18 protein-coding genes are annotated in these 17,124 nt (G+C 71.0%); 8 read left to right on the top strand and 10 right to left on the bottom strand.

Going from position 1 to position 17,124, the window contains the following annotated elements:
* The first annotated feature begins 84 nt into the window (after nt 1–84).
* Both OG709_RS15785 and OG709_RS15780 read left to right on the top strand, forming a co-directional pair.
* Nucleotides 85–435: a hypothetical protein gene (locus OG709_RS15785; protein WP_250301082.1), complete on the top strand. Its 351-nt coding sequence runs from the start codon at nt 85–87 to the stop codon at nt 433–435.
* Nucleotides 432–701, top strand: a complete 270-nt coding sequence (locus tag OG709_RS15780) for a DUF4031 domain-containing protein (protein WP_250301083.1) — start codon at nt 432–434, stop codon at nt 699–701. Before OG709_RS15785 ends, OG709_RS15780 begins: the two co-directional genes overlap by 4 nt.
* Before the next feature lie 56 nt (nt 702–757).
* On the opposite strand, the gene OG709_RS15775 is transcribed toward OG709_RS15780, so the two are convergent.
* Together OG709_RS15775 and OG709_RS15770 are read right to left on the bottom strand one after the other, a co-directional pair.
* On the bottom strand, nt 758–1,360 hold the full coding sequence (locus tag OG709_RS15775; RefSeq protein WP_250301084.1) for a Uma2 family endonuclease: 603 nt from the start codon (nt 1,358–1,360) through the stop codon (nt 758–760).
* 123 nt (nt 1,361–1,483) lie between these two features.
* Nucleotides 1,484–2,695: a Cmx/CmrA family chloramphenicol efflux MFS transporter gene (locus tag OG709_RS15770; protein ID WP_250301351.1), complete on the bottom strand. Its 1,212-nt coding sequence runs from the start codon at nt 2,693–2,695 to the stop codon at nt 1,484–1,486.
* Between the two features lie 128 nt (nt 2,696–2,823).
* On the opposite strand from OG709_RS15770, the gene OG709_RS15765 reads away from it, so the two are divergent.
* Complete coding sequence (locus OG709_RS15765) at nt 2,824–3,075, top strand: hypothetical protein (protein WP_250301085.1); 252 nt, start codon at nt 2,824–2,826, stop codon at nt 3,073–3,075.
* Between the two features lie 31 nt (nt 3,076–3,106).
* Here OG709_RS15765 and OG709_RS15760 read toward each other — a convergent pair whose 3' ends face one another.
* Both OG709_RS15760 and OG709_RS15755 read right to left on the bottom strand, forming a co-directional pair.
* Nucleotides 3,107–3,745, bottom strand: a complete 639-nt coding sequence (locus OG709_RS15760) for an HD domain-containing protein (RefSeq protein ID WP_250301086.1) — start codon at nt 3,743–3,745, stop codon at nt 3,107–3,109.
* Between the two features lie 195 nt (nt 3,746–3,940).
* Nucleotides 3,941–6,172, bottom strand: coding sequence for a heavy metal translocating P-type ATPase (locus OG709_RS15755; RefSeq protein WP_405688445.1), 2,232 nt, complete (start codon nt 6,170–6,172; stop codon nt 3,941–3,943).
* 223 nt (nt 6,173–6,395) lie between these two features.
* On the opposite strand from OG709_RS15755, the gene OG709_RS15750 reads away from it, so the two are divergent.
* Entirely contained in the window at nt 6,396–7,085 is a 690-nt protein-coding gene (locus OG709_RS15750) for a copper homeostasis protein CutC (RefSeq protein WP_329166592.1), read from the top strand.
* Between the two features lie 184 nt (nt 7,086–7,269).
* Here OG709_RS15750 and OG709_RS15745 read toward each other — a convergent pair whose 3' ends face one another.
* A complete protein-coding gene (locus tag OG709_RS15745; protein WP_326694586.1) occupies nt 7,270–9,393 on the bottom strand; it encodes a HelD family protein in 2,124 nt (707 codons plus the stop codon).
* A gap of 203 nt (nt 9,394–9,596) precedes the next feature.
* Nucleotides 9,597–10,508, bottom strand: a complete 912-nt coding sequence (locus OG709_RS15740) for an SDR family oxidoreductase (RefSeq protein WP_266642337.1) — start codon at nt 10,506–10,508, stop codon at nt 9,597–9,599.
* A 218-nt stretch (nt 10,509–10,726) separates the two neighbouring features.
* Between OG709_RS15740 and OG709_RS15735 the strand changes: the two genes are divergently transcribed.
* The gene (locus tag OG709_RS15735; protein ID WP_329166590.1) at nt 10,727–11,317 is read left to right on the top strand and encodes a TetR family transcriptional regulator; all 591 of its coding nucleotides are present in this window, start codon (nt 10,727–10,729) and stop codon (nt 11,315–11,317) included.
* Nucleotides 11,318–11,367: 50 nt separating this feature from the next.
* Here OG709_RS15735 and OG709_RS15730 read toward each other — a convergent pair whose 3' ends face one another.
* Entirely contained in the window at nt 11,368–12,297 is a 930-nt protein-coding gene (locus tag OG709_RS15730) for an NADP-dependent oxidoreductase (protein WP_250301091.1), read from the bottom strand.
* Between the two features lie 93 nt (nt 12,298–12,390).
* Here OG709_RS15730 and OG709_RS15725 point away from each other — a divergent pair, with 93 nt between their 5' ends.
* Nucleotides 12,391–12,960, top strand: coding sequence for a TetR/AcrR family transcriptional regulator (locus tag OG709_RS15725; protein ID WP_250301092.1), 570 nt, complete (start codon nt 12,391–12,393; stop codon nt 12,958–12,960).
* A gap of 57 nt (nt 12,961–13,017) precedes the next feature.
* On the opposite strand, the gene OG709_RS15720 is transcribed toward OG709_RS15725, so the two are convergent.
* Nucleotides 13,018–13,341, bottom strand: a complete 324-nt coding sequence (locus OG709_RS15720) for a hypothetical protein (protein ID WP_250301093.1) — start codon at nt 13,339–13,341, stop codon at nt 13,018–13,020.
* A 287-nt stretch (nt 13,342–13,628) separates the two neighbouring features.
* Here OG709_RS15720 and OG709_RS15715 point away from each other — a divergent pair, with 287 nt between their 5' ends.
* Complete coding sequence (locus OG709_RS15715; protein WP_250301094.1) at nt 13,629–13,784, top strand: hypothetical protein; 156 nt, start codon at nt 13,629–13,631, stop codon at nt 13,782–13,784.
* 101 nt (nt 13,785–13,885) lie between these two features.
* Here the strand turns inward: OG709_RS15715 and OG709_RS15710 are convergent, their stop codons facing one another.
* A complete protein-coding gene (locus OG709_RS15710; RefSeq protein WP_250301095.1) occupies nt 13,886–15,544 on the bottom strand; it encodes a DNA repair helicase XPB in 1,659 nt (552 codons plus the stop codon).
* A 140-nt stretch (nt 15,545–15,684) separates the two neighbouring features.
* Between OG709_RS15710 and OG709_RS36070 the strand changes: the two genes are divergently transcribed.
* Nucleotides 15,685–16,464 (top strand): VanZ family protein, encoded by a 780-nt coding sequence (locus tag OG709_RS36070; RefSeq protein WP_443068538.1) that lies wholly within the window; start codon nt 15,685–15,687, stop codon nt 16,462–16,464.
* 77 nt (nt 16,465–16,541) lie between these two features.
* Here OG709_RS36070 and OG709_RS15700 read toward each other — a convergent pair whose 3' ends face one another.
* Nucleotides 16,542–16,931 (bottom strand): peptidase inhibitor family I36 protein, encoded by a 390-nt coding sequence (locus OG709_RS15700; RefSeq protein WP_329166587.1) that lies wholly within the window; start codon nt 16,929–16,931, stop codon nt 16,542–16,544.
* Nucleotides 16,932–17,124 lie beyond the last annotated feature (193 nt).

Below are 17,124 nucleotides of genomic sequence, written 5' to 3'. Positions count from 1 at the left end.
GGTGTCGTCAACCCCCCCTCGGTATCGCCGATCCCCTCTCCCGCGCGACCGGGGCCCTTCCGTGCGAGCGGGGACAATGGAGCCATGGATCCCGTGACTCCCCTGGAACAGTCCCTGCACGAAGCGCGCGCCAAGGTGCTCGCCGACCTCGCCCGGCGCGATGTGGCGGAAGCGGACGTCGTGTCGCTGGTGGAGGACGCGGTGGCGCACCGGCGCTGGTGGGTCGAGCAGTGGCCGGACGGCGTGGAGTTCGTCGCCGGACTGGTCGCCCAGGACGTCCAGGACGCGCTCCTGGAGGAGCACGGCCGCTGGCCGCTCTGTCCTGTTTGCGAAGAACCTCACGCCTTGGAGGTCGAGCCCGAACTGGGCCCCGACCCGCACTGGGTGTGCGCGAAGGAAGCCGTGATCGTGGCCCCGGTGGGCTCGCTCTCATGACGCTGTACATCGACCCGCCGACCTGGCCGGGCCACGGCCGGATGTGGTCGCACCTGGTCAGCGACGTCTCGTACGAGGAACTGCACACGTTCGCGGCCGGCCTGGGCTGCCCGCCGCGCGCCTTCGAACGGGACCACTACGACCTGCCGTCGCACCGGTACGCGGACGCGGTGGCGGCGGGAGCGGTCGAGATCGGCTCGAAGGAACTGGTACGGAGGCTGACGGGGGCGGGACTGCGACGGCCGAAGGGGCGGCCGGCGGCGTAGGGCCCGCGCTGTTCGCCCGGTCCGGATCGGCCTGGTCCGCTTCGGATCAGTCCGGATCAGCCCGGGAAGGCGGCGGTGTCCAGCAGGCAGCCGAACGGCTCCGGCAGTTTGATCTGCTCCCCGAACGGGACGCGCTCGCTGTGCTTGTACGCCCCGTTGAGTGGCGTGGTGAACAGCGTGGCCGTCGGGCCGTGCTCGTCGAACCGGTCGATCAGGAGGTACGTGGGGACGGGCGCGTGGGCGTAGGACCAGAGCTTCTTGGTCCGGTCGTCCTTGGCATTGCTCTTCGAGGTGATCTCGACGACCAGGAGCGCTTCGGCCGCGTCGACGGGGTCGCTGGTGTCCGGATCGGCCGCATCGATCAGCGCGGTCGGCATGACGACGAGATCCGGCACGTAGAGCTTGTCCAGCGGGGCGATGTGGATGCCGAGGGTCTGATAGATCTCCAGTTCCTCGGGCAGAGTGCGGTACAGCAGGCGCTGCACCTTTGCAGCGATGCCGTTGTGATGTGCGTGCGGCGGCGGTACCACGACGATCTGCCCTCCGTCGATCTCGGCGCGCCACCCCTCGGGCACGTCCAGCTCCCGCCAGGCCCGCAGTAGGTCGTCCCAGGGACGACGGTGCGGCATCCGGTCGTTCTCGGCCATCGCGGCGGTCATCGCGACTCCCTTCTCCGGTGGGCCTGACGGGGCGAGCGTAGATCGACTGCACTGCAGCACAGTGCCGTTGTTCTCAGCGTCCCACGGACGAGTGAACGACGCACCGACCCCGCCCCCGTCCGGTCAGACGGAGTCCGCCGTGACCGGCTCGGCAGCCAGGTCCGACGACCGGGCCACCACCAGCGACCCCGACTTCTTCTGGAGCCGCAGGGACACCGCCACCGCCACGATCGCCACCGCCGTCATCGCCGCGCCCGCCCAGGCCGTCGCCGCGTAGCCGAGGCCCGCGCTGATCACCACGCCGCCCAGCCAGGGGCCGCCCGTGTTGCCCAGGTTGAAGGCGGCCGTCGTGGTCGCACCGGCCAGGGTGGGGGCCGCGCCCGCCACGTTGAACATCCGGGCGTTCAGCGCCGGGGCCGTGTAGAAGGCCGACGTGCCCAGCAGGAACGAGAGGATCACCACGGCGGCCGAGTAGTGGGCCAGCAGCGTGAGGGCCACCAGGAACGTCGTCGACGCGGCGATCCCGGTCAGCAGCACACCGAAGAGGTGCGCGTCCGCGACCCGGCCGCCGATCGTCGTACCGACCAGGGCGCCGATCCCGAAGAGCGCGAGGACCATCGGCACCCAGCTGTCGGCCAGGCCCGCCACATCCGTCAGCAGCGGTGCCAGATAGCTGAAGGCGCAGAAGACCCCGCCCGCGGCGAGCGCGGTGATCACGATGGAGAGCCAGACCTGACGGTCCCGGTAGATGGCCAGTTCGCTGCGGAGCCGGGGCCGTTCCGCCGGGAGCGGGATCTTCGGGATCAGCGTGGCCACCCCGGCGAGCGCGACCGCGGAGGCCACGCCGACCGCCCAGAACGCCGAGCGCCAGCCGAAGCTCTCGCCGAGGAACGCTCCTGCGGGGACCCCGAGGACGTTGGCGACCGACAGGCCGCCGATCATCACCGCCATCGCGCGGGCGCGGGCGTTCACCGGCACCATCGCGATGGCCACCGCCGCGCCGACGGCCCAGAAGCCCGCGCAGGCGAACGCGCTGACCACCCGGGAGACGAGGAGCATCGCGTAGTTGGGGGACAGCGCACCGGCCACCTGACCGAGGCCGAAGACCGTGATGAGGGCGATCAGGGTGGTGCGCCGGGGCAGCCGCAGCGTCGCCACGGCGAGCAGCGGGGCGCCCACCACCATGCCGATCGCGAAGGCCGAGATCAGCAGCCCGGCCCGGGGGATGGACACGTTCATGTCGTCGGCTATGTCCGGCAGCAGCCCGGACAGCATGAATTCGCTGGTGCCCAGGGCGAAGACCGCCAGGCCCAGGATGCGGACGGCGAGGGGCAGGCGGGCGCGTTCATTCGTATCGGACACGCCAGGTGGCAACAGCCGGGTGGCAGACGACATTCCCGGGCGGCCGGGTGGTGCGTGGTCACGCTGTGCATGCGACGGGGGAGTTGGGGGAGGAGAGAGTCATGACGGTGAGCACAGACGCCCAGGAGGCGGACGGCGGGCCGGTGCACGGCTCGTACGTCATGGACACCCGGCGCGAGAAGGTCGGCGAGGTCATCGGGCGCGACGGCGCTTTCGTACGCCTCCGCCCGCCGGCGGGCGGTCCGGAGTGGATCTGCCCGGCGGCTTTCCTGCGGGTGACTACTGCGCGTGAGCAACTCGTCGCACGGAACGCGCTGGCGAACGCGCGCAGCCGGGGCGAGGTCTGCCGCTGAGGGTGGGCCGGACCGCCCCGCCGCCCGGCTCTCAGAGGGTGAGCAGCTCCAGTTCCGTGGCCAGGTTCTGGCGCGCCCGCGTCTCCCACACCGCCCGCCCGTGGGCCGTACGGAACAGGGCGGGCAGCCCGAGCAGTTCGCGCAGCACCGCAGCGCGCCCTTCGCGGAACGCCTCGTCGGGGACGAACGCGTACTCCTCCCGGACGGCAGCCGCGTAGGCCGCGTACGCCGCGGGGGCCGTGCCCAGGATGGCCAGGTCCGCGTCGCAGAGCACCTCGCCGTTGGTGTCGCCGGGCTGCGGATCGTGGCCCACGGTCAGCCTGACCAGCCGGGCCACCTCCTCCGTACGGTCCACCGGGACCGCCGCCTCGGCGAGCGCCCGCTCGGCCAGCTGCGCGCTGCGCTCCTCGTTCTCCGAACGGTCGGGGCGGTACACGGCGTCGTGGAACCAGGCGGCGAGCCGTACGACGGCCGGGTCGGCGGCGTGGTCGGCGAGGGTGTCGATGTGGTCGAGGACCGCGGTGAGGTGGGCGGTGGTGTGGTACTTGCGGTGCGGTTCGGCCCAGCGGGCGAGGAGGTTCTCGGCGTACGGGGCCGGGTCGGGGGTGGTGGCGCCGTCGCGGGCTGCGGTGAGGGTGTGGTGCCAGTGGGTGCGGAGGTCTTCGGGCATCTGGCCATTGTGAGGGTGCGGGTTGCGGTGCGGGTGCGGGTGCCGGTGCGGGTGTGCTGGTGCGGTGCGGGCCGTTGCCGGGGCTCCGCCCCGGACCCCGCTCCTCAATCGCTGGAGGGGCTTGAGCGGCTCGCCCGGCCGGGCAGAACGAAATCGCCGGAGGGGCTTGATTTCCAAGCCCCTCCGGTAGAGCGGTCAGGCCTGGGCCTTGAACCCCCGCAGCCGCAGGCTGTTGCCCACCACGAAGACCGACGAGAAGGCCATCGCCGCCCCCGCGATCATCGGGTTCAGCAGCCCCGCCGCCGCCAGTGGAAGCGCCGCGACGTTGTACGCGAAGGCCCAGAACAGGTTCGACCGGATCGTGCCCAGGGTCCGCCGCGCCAGCCTGATCGCGTCGGCCGCCGCCCGCAGGTCGCCGCGGACCAGGGTCAGGTCGCCCGCCTCGATCGCGGCGTCCGTGCCGGTTCCCATGGCCAGGCCCAGGTCGGCCTGGGCGAGAGCCGCCGCGTCGTTGACGCCGTCGCCGACCATCGCGACCGCCCGGCCCTCGGCCTGGAGCCGCTTGACCACGTCGACCTTGTCCTGCGGGAGGACTTCCGCGTACACCTCGTCGATGCCGACCTGGGCCGCCACGGACTCGGCCACCGCCTTGTTGTCACCGGTCAGGAGGATCGGGGTGAGCCCCAGGGCGCGCAGCCGCTGTACGGCCTCCGCACTGGTCTCCTTCACCGCGTCGGCGACTTCGAGTACCGCCCGCGCCTCGCCGTCCCAGGCCACCGCGATAGCCGTACGCCCTGCGGCCTCGGCTTCCGCCTTGAGCTGTGCCAGCTCCGCGGGCAGCGTGATCGCCCACTCGCCGAGCAGCTTCTCCCGGCCCACCAGTACCGCGTGGCCGTCCACCACGCCCTGCACGCCGAGCCCGGCGAGGTTGACGAAGTCCTCGGGGGTGGGCAGCGCGCCGACCCGCTCGGTCGCACCGGCTGCCACCGCCTGGGCGATCGGGTGCTCGGACGCGTGCTCCAGGGCGCCTGCCAGCCGCAGGACCTCCGCCTCGTCGGTGGAGGCGGCCGGGTGCACGGCGAGCAGGGTCATCCGGCCCGTCGTCACGGTGCCCGTCTTGTCGAGCACGATGGTGTCCACGCGGTGCGTCGACTCCAGTACCTCAGGGCCCTTGATCAGGATGCCGAGCTGCGCCCCGCGTCCCGTACCGACCATCAGCGCGGTCGGCGTGGCCAGGCCCAGGGCGCACGGGCAGGCGATGATCAGTACGGCCACGGCTGCGGTGAAGGCGGCCGTCGGGTCGCCGGTGACCAGCAGCCAGCCGGCCAGCGTGGCCAGCGCGAGGGCAATGACGACCGGCACGAAGACCGCCGAGATGCGGTCGGCGAGCCGCTGGGCCGCCGCCTTGCCGTTCTGGGCGTCCTCGACGAGCCGGGCCATTCGGGACAGCTGGGTGTCGGCCCCGACGCGGGTCGCCTCGACGACCAGGCGTCCGCCCGCGTTGAGGGTGGCGCCGGTGACCGGGTCGCCCGGGGCGACCTCCACGGGTACGGACTCGCCGGTGAGCATCGAGGCGTCCACGGCGGACGAACCCTCGATCACCCGGCCGTCGGTGGCGATCTTCTCGCCGGGGCGGACCAGGAAGTGGTCACCGGGCTTCAGATCGGCGACGGGGATCCGGACCTCGGCCGGGCCGCGCAGGACCGTGACCTCCTTGGCGCCCAGTTCCAGCAGCGCCCGGAGCGCGGCGCCCGCCTTGCGCTTGGAGCGGGCCTCGAAGTACCGGCCGGCCAGGATGAACGTCGTCACGCCCGCGGCGGCTTCGAGGTAGATGTTGCCCGCGCCGTCGCTGCGCCCGATGGTCAGCTCGAACGGGTGGGTCATGCCGGTCATCCCGGCCGTACCGAAGAACAGGGCCCACAGCGACCAGCCGAAAGCGGCGAGCGTGCCGACCGAGATGAGCGTGTCCATGGTGGCGGCGCCGTGCCGCAGATTGGTCCAGGCGGCGCGGTGGAAGGGCAGCGCGCCCCAGACGACGACCGGCGCGGCGAGGGTGAGGGACAGCCACTGCCAGTTGTCGAACTGCAGCGCGGGGATCATCGCGAGCAGCACGACCGGCAGGCTGAGCAGCGCGGAGACCAGCAGACGCTGCCGGAGCGCGGCCAGCTTGGGATCGGCGGCCCCGGCCCCTTCGGCTCCCTCGGGACCCGACTCCGTACCCCGGTCGGTTACCGGTGCGGGTGCCGGGGGCTCCGGTTCGGCGGCCGTGTAGCCGGTCTTCTCGACCGTGGCGATCAGGTCGGAGACGTCCACGCCCTCCCCGAAGGAGACGCGTGCCTTCTCCGTCGCATAGTTGACGGTGGCCTCGACCCCGTCCATGCGGTTGAGTTTCTTCTCGATACGGGCCGCGCACGAGGCGCAGGTCATCCCCCCGATGGCGAGCTCGACCTGGGTTCCTGTCGGTGCCGACACGGTCTCCTCCTCGGGATCCTGGAGTCATACCCATGGGGGGTATCTCTTCCTTCATGTATACCCCCCAAGGGTATGGGATGCAAGGGACGCCCGTTGACAGTGCAAGCTGCGGAGACAGGAATCAGGACCGTAGGCTGTCTATTGGACTAGACCTATGGCTCACGAAGATGGGGATTTGATGAGCAACCGTGCAGTTCTGGAGGTGATCGCGCTCTCCGCCGAGGACGCGGTCGCCGCCCAGACCGGTGGTGCCGACCGCCTTGAGCTGGTCACCGACATGGCAGCCGATGGGCTGACACCGACCCGCGAGACGTTCGCGGCGATCCGCGCGGCCGTCGACATCCCGCTGCGCGTGATGCTGCGCCTGGCGGACGGGTTCGCCGCCGGGGACATCGACGCGCTCGTGGAGCAGGTGCGGACGCTGCGCGGCGAGGGCGCCGACCAGTTCGTACTCGGCTTCCTGGACGCCGACGGCAACCCCGACCTGGTCGCGGTCGAGCGGCTCGTCGCGGAGTTCGAAGGCTGCCCGTGGACCTTCCACCGGGCCATCGACCGCGCGGCCGACCGCGACGCGCTCCGCAAGGAACTCGCCGCGCTGCCCGGCCTCGACACCTACCTCACGGCGGGCTCCCCGTCCGGGGTGTCCGACGGGATGCCCACGCTGCTCGCGGAGGCGGCGCGCGCGGGAGAGCCCGGGTACGAGGCGCGGATGCTGGTGGGCGGCGGGCTCCGGCTCGGCCACCTGCCGGAGCTGCGGGCGGCCGGGATCGACGCGTTCCACATCGGCGGGGCGGCCCGGCCGTCCGGGTGGTCACTGCCGGTCGACGCGGACGCGGTACGGGAGTGGCGGACGGCGCTGGACGCCTGAGGCCCGCCCGGCAGTACAGCCCCTGAGGCTGCTGGGTGACCTCTGAGGCTGCCGCACCTTCCGGCCCGGCCGGGCCGGAAGGTGGCCGCAGTTCTTCAGACGGTCCGTACGCGGGCGGGGTTCACAGCGCGGGCGGGGTTCACAGCCTTGGGGTTCACAGCGCTGAGGTTCATAGCGCTGGGACTCACAGTGCGCCGAGCTGTTCCGGCAGTTCCGTCGCGTGCGTCACGATCAGGCCGGACACCGCCCGGGTAAGGGCGACGTACAGGCGGCGCAGGCCGGTCCGTTCGTCGGGTTCGCCGTCGACCACGGCGGACGGCTCGTCCAGTACCACGTAGTCGTACTCCAGGCCCTTGGCGAGCGACGCGGGCACCAGGGTCAGCCGGGACTCGGCGCTGGTCTCCTCACCGGGGTCGAGATACGCGAGCCCCGCCGCCGTCAGCGCCTCCGCCAGCGCGGGGATGCGCGCGTCGGCGGCGATCAGGCCGGTCGAGCCCTCGTGGCGCAGCGAGTCCCGGCAGGCGGTGACGGCCGCCGCGTCCAGGTCCGCCGTCGGCCACACCTCCAGCGAGCCGGGGTTCTCCCGTACGGAGGAGACCGGCGCCAGCCCCGGCGACATGTGCGGCAGCAGCCGGGACGCGTACGCGATGACCTCGCGCGGCACGCGGAAACCGGCCGTCAGCTCCTCCACGTGCGCGTCGCCCTTGCCCAGATGCCGCAGCGCCTCGTCCCAACTCGACGTCGCCCAGGGCGTGGTGCCCTGCGCGAGGTCGCCGAGGACCGTCGCCGAACCGGTCGTGCAGCGGCGGCCCACCGCGCGGTACTGCATGGGGGAGAGGTCCTGGGCCTCGTCGAGCACGACATGGCCCAGCGAGTGCGTACGGGTGACCAGGTCGGTCGCCTCGTCGATCAGTACGGCGTCCGCGAGCGACCACTTGGCGGACTTCACCGACCGGGCGGGCTTCACCCAGAGGATCGTCTTCTGTTCCTCGTCGGTCAGGATGCCCTCCGCGTGCGCGGCCAGGAACTCCGCGTCGGAGAGCAGCCGCAGCACCAGCTTGGCCGGATCGACCTGCGGCCAGGCCGACTTGACGACGGCCTTCACGGCGGGGTTGCGGGCCACCGCGTTCTGCACCCGGTCGTCGGGGGCCTCTCCCGCCTCCTCCATCCGTACGAGCACGGCGTGCGCGATGCGCTGCGGGAGGGCGTCGTGGGCGGCGCCGTACCGGATGTCGCGGGCCAGCAACTCGCGCACCATCTCTTCGAGTTCGTACGCCGGTACGCGCCAGCGGCGGGAACCCCGGACGACCACGGCGGGCTCGGTCGGCACGGTCACGTGCGAGCGCAGGGCCCGGCGCAGCACCTCCGCCATCCGGGCGTCGCCCTTGATCACGGCGGCGTCGGCGGCGTCCGCCCCCTTGACCTCGACGGCCGTCACGAGGCTGTCGACCGTCGCCTGCTTGACGTCCAACTCACCCAGCGCGGGCAGCACTTGCTCGATGTAGTGCAGGAATGACTTGTTCGGCCCGATGACCAGGGTGCCGGTGCGGGCGAGCCGCTCGCGGTGCGCGTACAGCAGATACGCGACCCGGTGCAGGCCGACGGCGGTCTTCCCGGTGCCGGGCCCGCCCTGCACGCAGACGGTGCCGCCGAGGTCCGACCGTACGATCTCGTCCTGCTCCGGCTGGATCGTCGCCACGATGTCCCGCATCGGTCCGACGCGGGGCCGCTCGATCTCGGCCTGGAGCAGCTTGCTGGTCTGCTGGTCGCCGACGGCCGGGGAGGTGAGGTGCTCGTCCTCGTACGCCGTGAGGTCACCGGCGGTGTAGCCGAAACGGCGCCGCAGCCCGATGTCCATGGGGTTCTTGGCCGATGCCCGGTAGAAGGGCTGGGAGACCGGCGCGCGCCAGTCGATCACCATCGGGTCGCCGTCGGCGTCGTGCACATGGCGCCGGCCGATGTAGAAGCGCTCCCCCTCGGCTCCTTCGGCGAGGTCGGCGCCGGGGGTGTGCAGGTAGTCGAGCCGCCCGAAGAAGAGCGGGGTGTGGGCGAGATCGGCGAGCGCCTTGATGCGTTCATCCATCTGCGCGGAGAGGACCGCCGCGTTGACCCAGTTCGCCGTGACGTCGCGGATGTCGAGCCCTTCGACGTCCTCGCGCATCGCCCGCAGGGCCGCGCGCGAACCGGTGAGGTGGGCGCGTTCGCGTGCGAGCGGATCGTCGGGGGCGCCGTCGCGGGGGGCCGGTGCGTGCGTGAGTGCGCTGTCGTGCGGATCGTCGGGGGTGTCCTGCGGGACGTGCGTGGGCACGGTGTTGCCTCCGGGCGGGTACGGCTGATCACGGCGTGGCAGCCTCCGGTTCCGGCCGGACGGCGACGCTCCCTGGGGGAGGCGGGGAAGGGGCGATTGTAGTCACCGGGCAGGGGTGGGGGCGAACGGATTTCGCCGGAGCCCCGCCGTCCGGAACGGCGTGCGGAACGCCGTCCGGAACGCCGTCCGGAACGGCGTGCGGGTCAGGAGGCCGGTGCGGCCAGGTAGTCGCCGTACTCCAGGTCTTCGAGCAGGGTCGGGTTGGTGGGCGACCAGCCGAGCAGCTCCTGTGTGTGAGCGCTGGAGACGGGCGCGTCGAAGCCGTAGACCGTGGCCATGAACGGGCTGACGTAGTGCCCGGCGGCCTCGTCGGGGGTCAGCGAGACCGTCGGCAGGTCCAGGCCCCGGGCGATCGTCTGCGCGATGCTCTTCATGGTGACGCCGCTCTCGGCCACTCCGTGCAGCACGCTGCCCGCCGGAGCCTGCTCCACTGCCAGGCGGAACAGGACCGCTGCGTCGAGCCGGTGGACCGCGGGCCACCGGTTGGTGCCGTCGCCGACGTAGGCCGAGACGCCGGTCTTCCGTGCGGTGGCGATCAGCATGGGGATGAAGCCGTGGTCCTGGGGGCCGTGCACGGTGGGAGCGAGGCGGACCACGCTCGCGCGAACTCCCCGGGCGGCGAAGTCCAGGCCGGCTCGCTCGCCCGCGATACGGAAGGCCGCGATCCCGGCCGTGTCGGGCTCGTCGTTCTCGGTGGTCTCCCGGCCGGCGGGCATGACCAGCGTGCCCGAGGTGATGACGAGCGGCTTGCCCGAGTGTTCCAACGGCCGTCCGAGGGCCTCGATCGCGGTCCGGTCGCGCCGCATCATGTCGTCGAGGTCGGAGAAGTCGCCGCCGTACGCCATGTGCAGGACGCCGTCGGCGGCCTCGGCGCCACGGCGCAGGCTGTCGTGGTCGTCCAGGGAGCCGCGGTGCGGTGTGGCGCCCAGCGACTCCAGCCGGGCGGCGGCGGCATCCGAGCGCGCCAGCCCGGTGACGTGGTGGCCTGCCGCGACGAGCTCGGCGACGACGGCGGGGCCGGTCTGGCCGGAACCGCCGGTGACGAAGATCTGCATGAACGCTCTCCCTGTGGATGTGTGCACCGGGGTGGCCGAACGGGTCCGGTGACGGGTGAGGCGGTAACGGCCTGCCTTTCGAGGGCGGCGGCGCAGCGACGCGTCGCATGCGCGCCCTGGCAGCCACCGTCCCGGTAGCGCCAGTCACTGACGTTACGTAGCGCCAGTGACTGGCGTCAAGTAGTGCCAGTCACTGGCGTGTGCGGTATCTTCGAGGGATGCCGAGAAGCGGAGCAGAAGCGCGCAGCCGCCTCAAGCAGGCGGCTCTGGAGCTGTACCAGGAGCGCGGGTTCGACCGGACCACCACGGCCGAGATCGCCGCTCGGGCAGGCGTCAACGAGCGCACCTTCTTCCGGCACTTCCCGGACAAGCGCGAGGTGCTCTTCGACGGCGAGGCCGACCTGCGCGCCGCGCTGACGCAGGAGATCGCCGACGCCCCCGACGGCCTGCAGCCACTCGGTGTTCTGCTGTGCGCCTTCCGGAAAGCCGGACGCGTCCTTGAGGACAACCGCCCGTTCGCCGAGCCGCGGCTGGCGGTCATCGCCAGGACTCCGGTGCTCCGGGAGCGTGATCTGGCCAAGGGCGCGGCCCTCACCGAAGCCGTGGCGGAGGCGCTACGTCTGCGCCACGTCCCCGACCGGCTGGCCGACCTGGCCGCACGCACCGGCTGGGCCACCTTCCACCACGCGGCGCAAGCCTGGATCGCCGACTCCGCGCGGAGCCTGGACGCACATGTCCTCCAGGCCTTCGACGATCTGCACACCCTCTCCGCGCCCGTCCCGCCGGCGCAGGAGCAGCCCGAAAGCTGACACCGCCGCGCCCCGGCGGCCGGGGCGCGGCGGTGCGGGTGGAGGCGTGGTCAGAGCGTGAGCAGGATCCTGCCGTGGGTGTGGCGTGCGGCTTGCAGCGCCACGGCGTCACGGATCTGCTCGACCGGGAAGGTCGCGGCGATGGGCACGGTGATCCGGCCGGCGAGGATCGCCCCGGTGATCCGGTCCAGGTCGGCCGGCCCGGCGTCGCTGCCCCCGGTCGCGCGCACGCCGCCGGGAGGGTTCGGGCCCGCGGCGATCGTGGAGATCCGCTCGGGCGGTACGCCGAGGGCGAGCGCGGCCCCGGCGGTCTCCGTGCCGAACAGGTCCGTCGCGGCGGTCACGCCGTCGGGAACCAGCGCCCGCACCCGGTCCGCGAGCCCCGGGCCGTACGTCACGGGCTCGGCGCCCAACTGCCGCAGGAAATCGAACGTGCCCTCCGAGGCGGTCCCGATCACTCTGGCGCCGGCGAGCTTCGCGAGCTGTACGGCGAACACGCCCACACCCCCGGCGGCGCCGCCGATCAGGACGGTGTCACCGGCCCGCAGGCCGATCGCCTGGAGAGCGGCGGCGGCGGTCAGTCCGGTCACCGGAAGCGTGGCAGCCACCTCGTCGCTGATGCCGTCCGGTGTGCGGTACAGCGCGTCGGGCGCCTGGGCCGGAGCCCCCACGACCAGGAAGTCGGCGGCGGCCTTCGCCATCGCTCCTCCGTAGACGCGATCACCCACGGCGAAGCCGTCGGCGCCGGGCCCGGCCTCGTCGACGACACCGGCGAATTCGTACCCGAAGCCGGCCGGCGCGGTGACGCCGAACATCGCCGCCGCCTCGGGCGACGAGGAGACGATCCAGTCCATCGGGTTCAGACCGGCGACCGACACGCGGACGCGCACTTCGCCCGGTCCGGCGTGCGGTTCCGGAACGTCCCGCAGCTCCAGCACCTCGGGGTCTCCGAACGTCTGATAGATGACGGCTCGACTCATGGGCGTACCTCCAGATGGACACACGGAACCGTGACGGCACTTGGTCCCATCACCGTACATGAGTGACGGGACCAAGTGCCGTAGGCTTTCCTCATGGCCCGCTGGCAACCCAACGCATCAGAGCGACTCGTTGTCGCCGCCGTCGAACTGTTCGAGGAGCGGGGCTACGAGCGCACGACGGTGATCGAGATCGCGGAGCGTGCGGGGCTGACGAAGAGCACCTTCTTCCGGCACTTCCAGGACAAGCGGGAAGTGCTCTTCGGCGGGCAAGCGGTGACCGGGCTGCTCGTCGAGGGGATCGTCGCGGCGCCCGCGAGCGCCACACCGTTCGAAGCCGTGATGCATGCCCTGGACACGGTCGGGAGGGAAGCCTTCACACCCGAGCGGCGTGAATTCACCGCCCGCAGGGGGGCGGTGATCGCCGCCAGTCCGGAACTGCGGGAACGCGAAGCGCTGAAGGGCCTCGGTCTTGTCGCGGCGATGACCGACGCGCTCAAGCGGCGCGGCGTTCCCGACCTGACGGCGTGCGTGGCCGCGGAACTGAGCGCGCTCGCTCTGAAGATCGCCCATGAGCGCTGGAGCGGCACCACGGACGGCGACGGCTTCGGTGAAGTCGCGCGGCAGGCGTTCGGTGATCTGCGGGCGGCCGGCGCCTTGTGCTGACGCGAGCGGAGCCGGTGTGGTGAACCGGGACGGCCCTCGACTCGGCCCGATGGCTGTCTACTTGTCGAAAACAAGCAGAATGTGGTCATCGTCCAGGTACTTGATATCGACCTCGCAGCCTTTCTGTACCTTCGGAAAGCGAACAGCGGAAATGGTGTCCCTGCCTTCCACGTGCCTGGTTGCACCGTCCTCCCGCCATGAAAGCCGGTATCTTATTTCGATGCTCCCGCTGTCATTCGAGCCGACGTGACGGACATCCTCCACCAGGGCCTTGATGTCCCGCCCCTGTGACATGATTTTTTGGGTGCGCTTGAAAAGGTGAACGATATAGGCGATGGGGGACGCGATGATAATGACGGATAGAGCGATAACGAAATTCATGAACGCATTCCTCGCGTGAACAGTTCCGTACTGGGAACCGGTGCCATGACTCGGACGGCCGCGGAACCGGGGCGCGGACGGCTTCCGGGTCCGCGCGGTCGGCTGTCGGGTCCGTGCAGCCGAGTGTCGGAGTCCCATGGGTGGACAGGGCGTGGCTCCTGTCCTCAGGTACCGGTCGGCCCATCCTCCCGTAGGGGATCGCATGGACCTTGAGTCGTAGGCGACGGCCCTTTACGTTCCGACCCCAGCCGGACGTTTCCGGAGGGCCGGAAAATCATCATGGAGCCATGACCACAGCAGCCAGCACTCAGGCCCGTACCGACGCCGCCCACCCCGTCCGCAGCACGATCCGCGCGGTCAAGGCGTTCGCCTCCGCCGTGTTCAGCGTCGTCATCCTCGGCGAGCACGACAGCGACGGGCATGTGGTGACGCGCACGCGTTGACAGGGATACGTGACGCGCACGCGCTGACAGGCACAGGCTGACGCGCACGCGCACGTGCTCACACACGCGCACGGTGACGTGCACGCTCCGGCCGGTACGCCTCACGCAGCCCCGTCCCCCGACCCGCTCAGCAGATCGTCCGCGTCCACGATCCGGTACGCGTACCCCTGCTCGGCCAGGAACCGCTGGCGGTGCGCCGCGAAGTCCTGGTCGATCGTGTCCCTCGCCACCACCGAGTAGAAACGGGCCTCGTGCCCGTCCGCCTTCGGGCGCAGCACGCGTCCCAGCCGCTGTGCCTCCTCCTGGCGTGAGCCGAAGGTTCCCGAGACCTGGATCGCGACCGTCGCCTCGGGCAGGTCGATGGAGAAGTTCGCGACCTTCGAGACGACGAGCACGCTGATCTCGCCCTCGCGGAACGCGCCGAAGAGCTTCTCGCGCTGCGCGTTCGACGTCTCGCCCTTGATGACCGGCGCGTTCAGATGCTCGCCCAGTTCGTCGAGCTGGTCGATGTACTGGCCGATGACCAGGGTCTGCTCCCCCTGGTGCTTACGGACCAGCGCCTCCGTGACCTTCCGCTTGGTCGCGGTCGTCGCGCAGAAACGGTACTTCTCCTCCGCCTCGGCGGTGGCGTACGCGAGCCGCTCGGTGTCCGTCAGATTGACCCGGACCTCGACACAGTCGGCGGGCGCGATGTATCCCTGCGCCTCGATCTCCTTCCACGGCGCGTCGAACCGCTTGGGCCCGATCAGCGAGAAGACGTCCGACTCGCGGCCGTCCTCCCGTACGAGCGTCGCGGTGAGCCCGAGCCGGCGGCGGGCCTGGAGGTCGGCGGTGAACTTGAAGACGGGGGCGGGCAGCAGATGCACCTCGTCGTAGATGACCAGACCCCAGTCGCGCGAGTCGAAGAGCTCCAGGTGCGGGTAGACGCCCTTCCTGCGGGTCGTCAGCACCTGGTACGTCGCGATCGTGACCGGGCGGATCTCCTTCTTCGTACCGCTGTACTCACCGATCTCGTCCTCCGTGAGGGAGGTCCGCTTCACCAGCTCGTGCTTCCACTGGCGGGCCGAGACGGTGTTGGTGACCAGGATCAGCGTGGTCGCCTTGGCCTCGGCCATCGCACCGGCGCCGACCAGCGTCTTCCCCGCGCCACAGGGCAGGACGACGACGCCGGAGCCGCCGTGCCAGAAGTTCTCGACGGCCTGCTTCTGGTACGGGCGCAGGGTCCAGCCGTCCTCGGCCAGATCGATCTGGTGCGCCTCGCCGTCGACGTACCCGGCCAGGTCCTCGGCGGGCCAGCCCAGCTTCAGCAGCGTCTGCTTGATCTGCCCCCGCTCGGAGGGATGCACGGCGACCGTGTCCGGGTCGAGCCGCGCACCGACCAGCGGCGCGACCTTCTTCGAGCGCAGGATCTCCTCCAGGACCGGCCGGTCGGTCGAGGTGAGGACCAGCCCGTGCACCGGGTGCTTGGAGAGGGTGAGGCGGCCGTAGCGGGCCATGGTCTCGGCGACGTCCACGAGCAGCGCGTGCGGCACGGGATAGCGGGAGAACTCGACGAGCGCGTCCACGACCTGCTCGGCGTCGTGCCCGGCGGCACGGGCGTTCCACAGACCGAGCGGGGTCAGCCGGTAGGTATGGATGTGCTCCGGCGCACGCTCCAGCTCCGCGAACGGCGCGATGGCCCGGCGGCAGGCGTCGGCCTGCTCGTGGTCCACCTCCAAGAGCAAGGTTTTGTCGCTTTGGACGATGAGCGGTCCATTCACGCGGTGAGTCCCTTCGCGCAGTGAGGCCTTTCCGTACGGGCCAAACCACCAGTGTCGCGCATCCGGGCGCGGGTACACGCTGACTCATGGACTCCGAACCGCGACTGCAACGACGGACATGGGGCTCGACCGTGATGCGCGTGCTCGTGCTGCTGGCCGGCTTCTTCTGCATGGTGGGGTTCGCGGTGGCGCTGGCGAAGGTGACGCTTGAGCCTTCTGCCGCCTCGGTGGACCTCACGCACACCAATCTGAAGCCCGGCGATTCGATCCGGACGTACGTCGACCAACCGGCGTTCCGCGACACGGTCAAGCAGATCGGCGGCAATCTGTTGCTCGGCGTGCCGTTCGGTGTGCTGCTGCCGGTGCTGATTCCCAAGGCGCGCGGGCTGCTGCGGGTGGTGCTGGTGACTGCCTTCGTGATGTTCCTCGTCGAGACGGCGCAGGGGCTCTTCATCACCGGGCGGGCCTTCGACATCGACGACGTGATCCTGAACACGACGGGTGCGCTGATCGGTTACCTGCTGCTGGGGCGGCGGCTGGGACGTGCGCTGCACCCGCGGCGTACGCACTGGTGGCAGCGGTCGGGCGGGGTGGCTGCGGCTGGGCCGCCGGTGGCTGAGTCGAAGCCGAAGCCGAAGCCGTCGCCGACGCCGAGCCCGAAGCCGAGGTCGAGGCCGAAACGGGGTCCGAGTCCGAAGTCGAAACTGAAGGCGGTGCTGGCGGGGAGGCTGAAGTCCCAGTCGAAGAAATCCCAGTCGAAGAAATCCCAGTCAAAGTCTGTGGCCAGGAAGACTGCGGCCAAGAAAGCCTCGGCTGCGAAGGGTGCGGCCAAGAAGAGCCCGGCCAAGAAGACCCCGGCCAAGAAGACCCCGGCCAAGAAGACCGCAGCCAAGCCTGCTGCCGGGACCTCCTCGCGTTGACGGGGTGCGGGCCGGGTGGAGGTCCCCCGCCGGTCCGCACTCCGTGTTCGTGGGGTCTGCCGTGACGGCTACCGCGGTTACTGCGGCTTGAAGGAGCGGATCTGGTAGCTCCCCTGGAGGTTGCCGCCGTGGCCGGCCGGGGTGGATCCGACCCGGTGGTTGTAGTTGGTGTTCGTGTAGTACTGAATGCGGTGGCCTGTCCCGTTCCACAGGGAGCGGACCTTCTCGCCCTTCTGGATGAACGAGCAGTCGTCGGCGGTGTTCGCCTTCTGCCGGGTCGTCCAATGGCAGTAGTGCCCGCTGCCGTTCCAACCGCTGTAGATGCAGAAGTTCCCCGGGCGGCAGTTGTAGGAAGCGCTCGGGCTGTGGACGGTGGGGGACCGGACCTCCGCGGTCGCGGTGGGTCCGGTGCAGAGGCTGACGGCCGCGGCGATCGAGACGAGGCCGAGCGTGGCGATGCGGTTCATGGAGAAACCCCTTTTCCGTGATCCTGATCACCAGCAGCGTGGCATGCCGACAACTTGCCCGGAAAGGGGCGAATCGGGAGCGAATCAGGGGCGCCCGAAGCGCGCGCCCGGGGCCCGAAGCGCGTGTCCCGGACCCGGAACGCATCGCCGTACCCCGGCGTGATCTCGGCGGGCCGGGCCCTCGCCTCTGCCC

It is taken from the genome of Streptomyces sp. NBC_01267 (assembly GCF_036241575.1).
GTDB lineage: Bacteria > Actinomycetota > Actinomycetes > Streptomycetales > Streptomycetaceae > Streptomyces.
The sequence above is the reverse complement of the archived record's forward strand: the minus strand, read 5'-3'. Positions and strand labels throughout refer to the sequence as shown.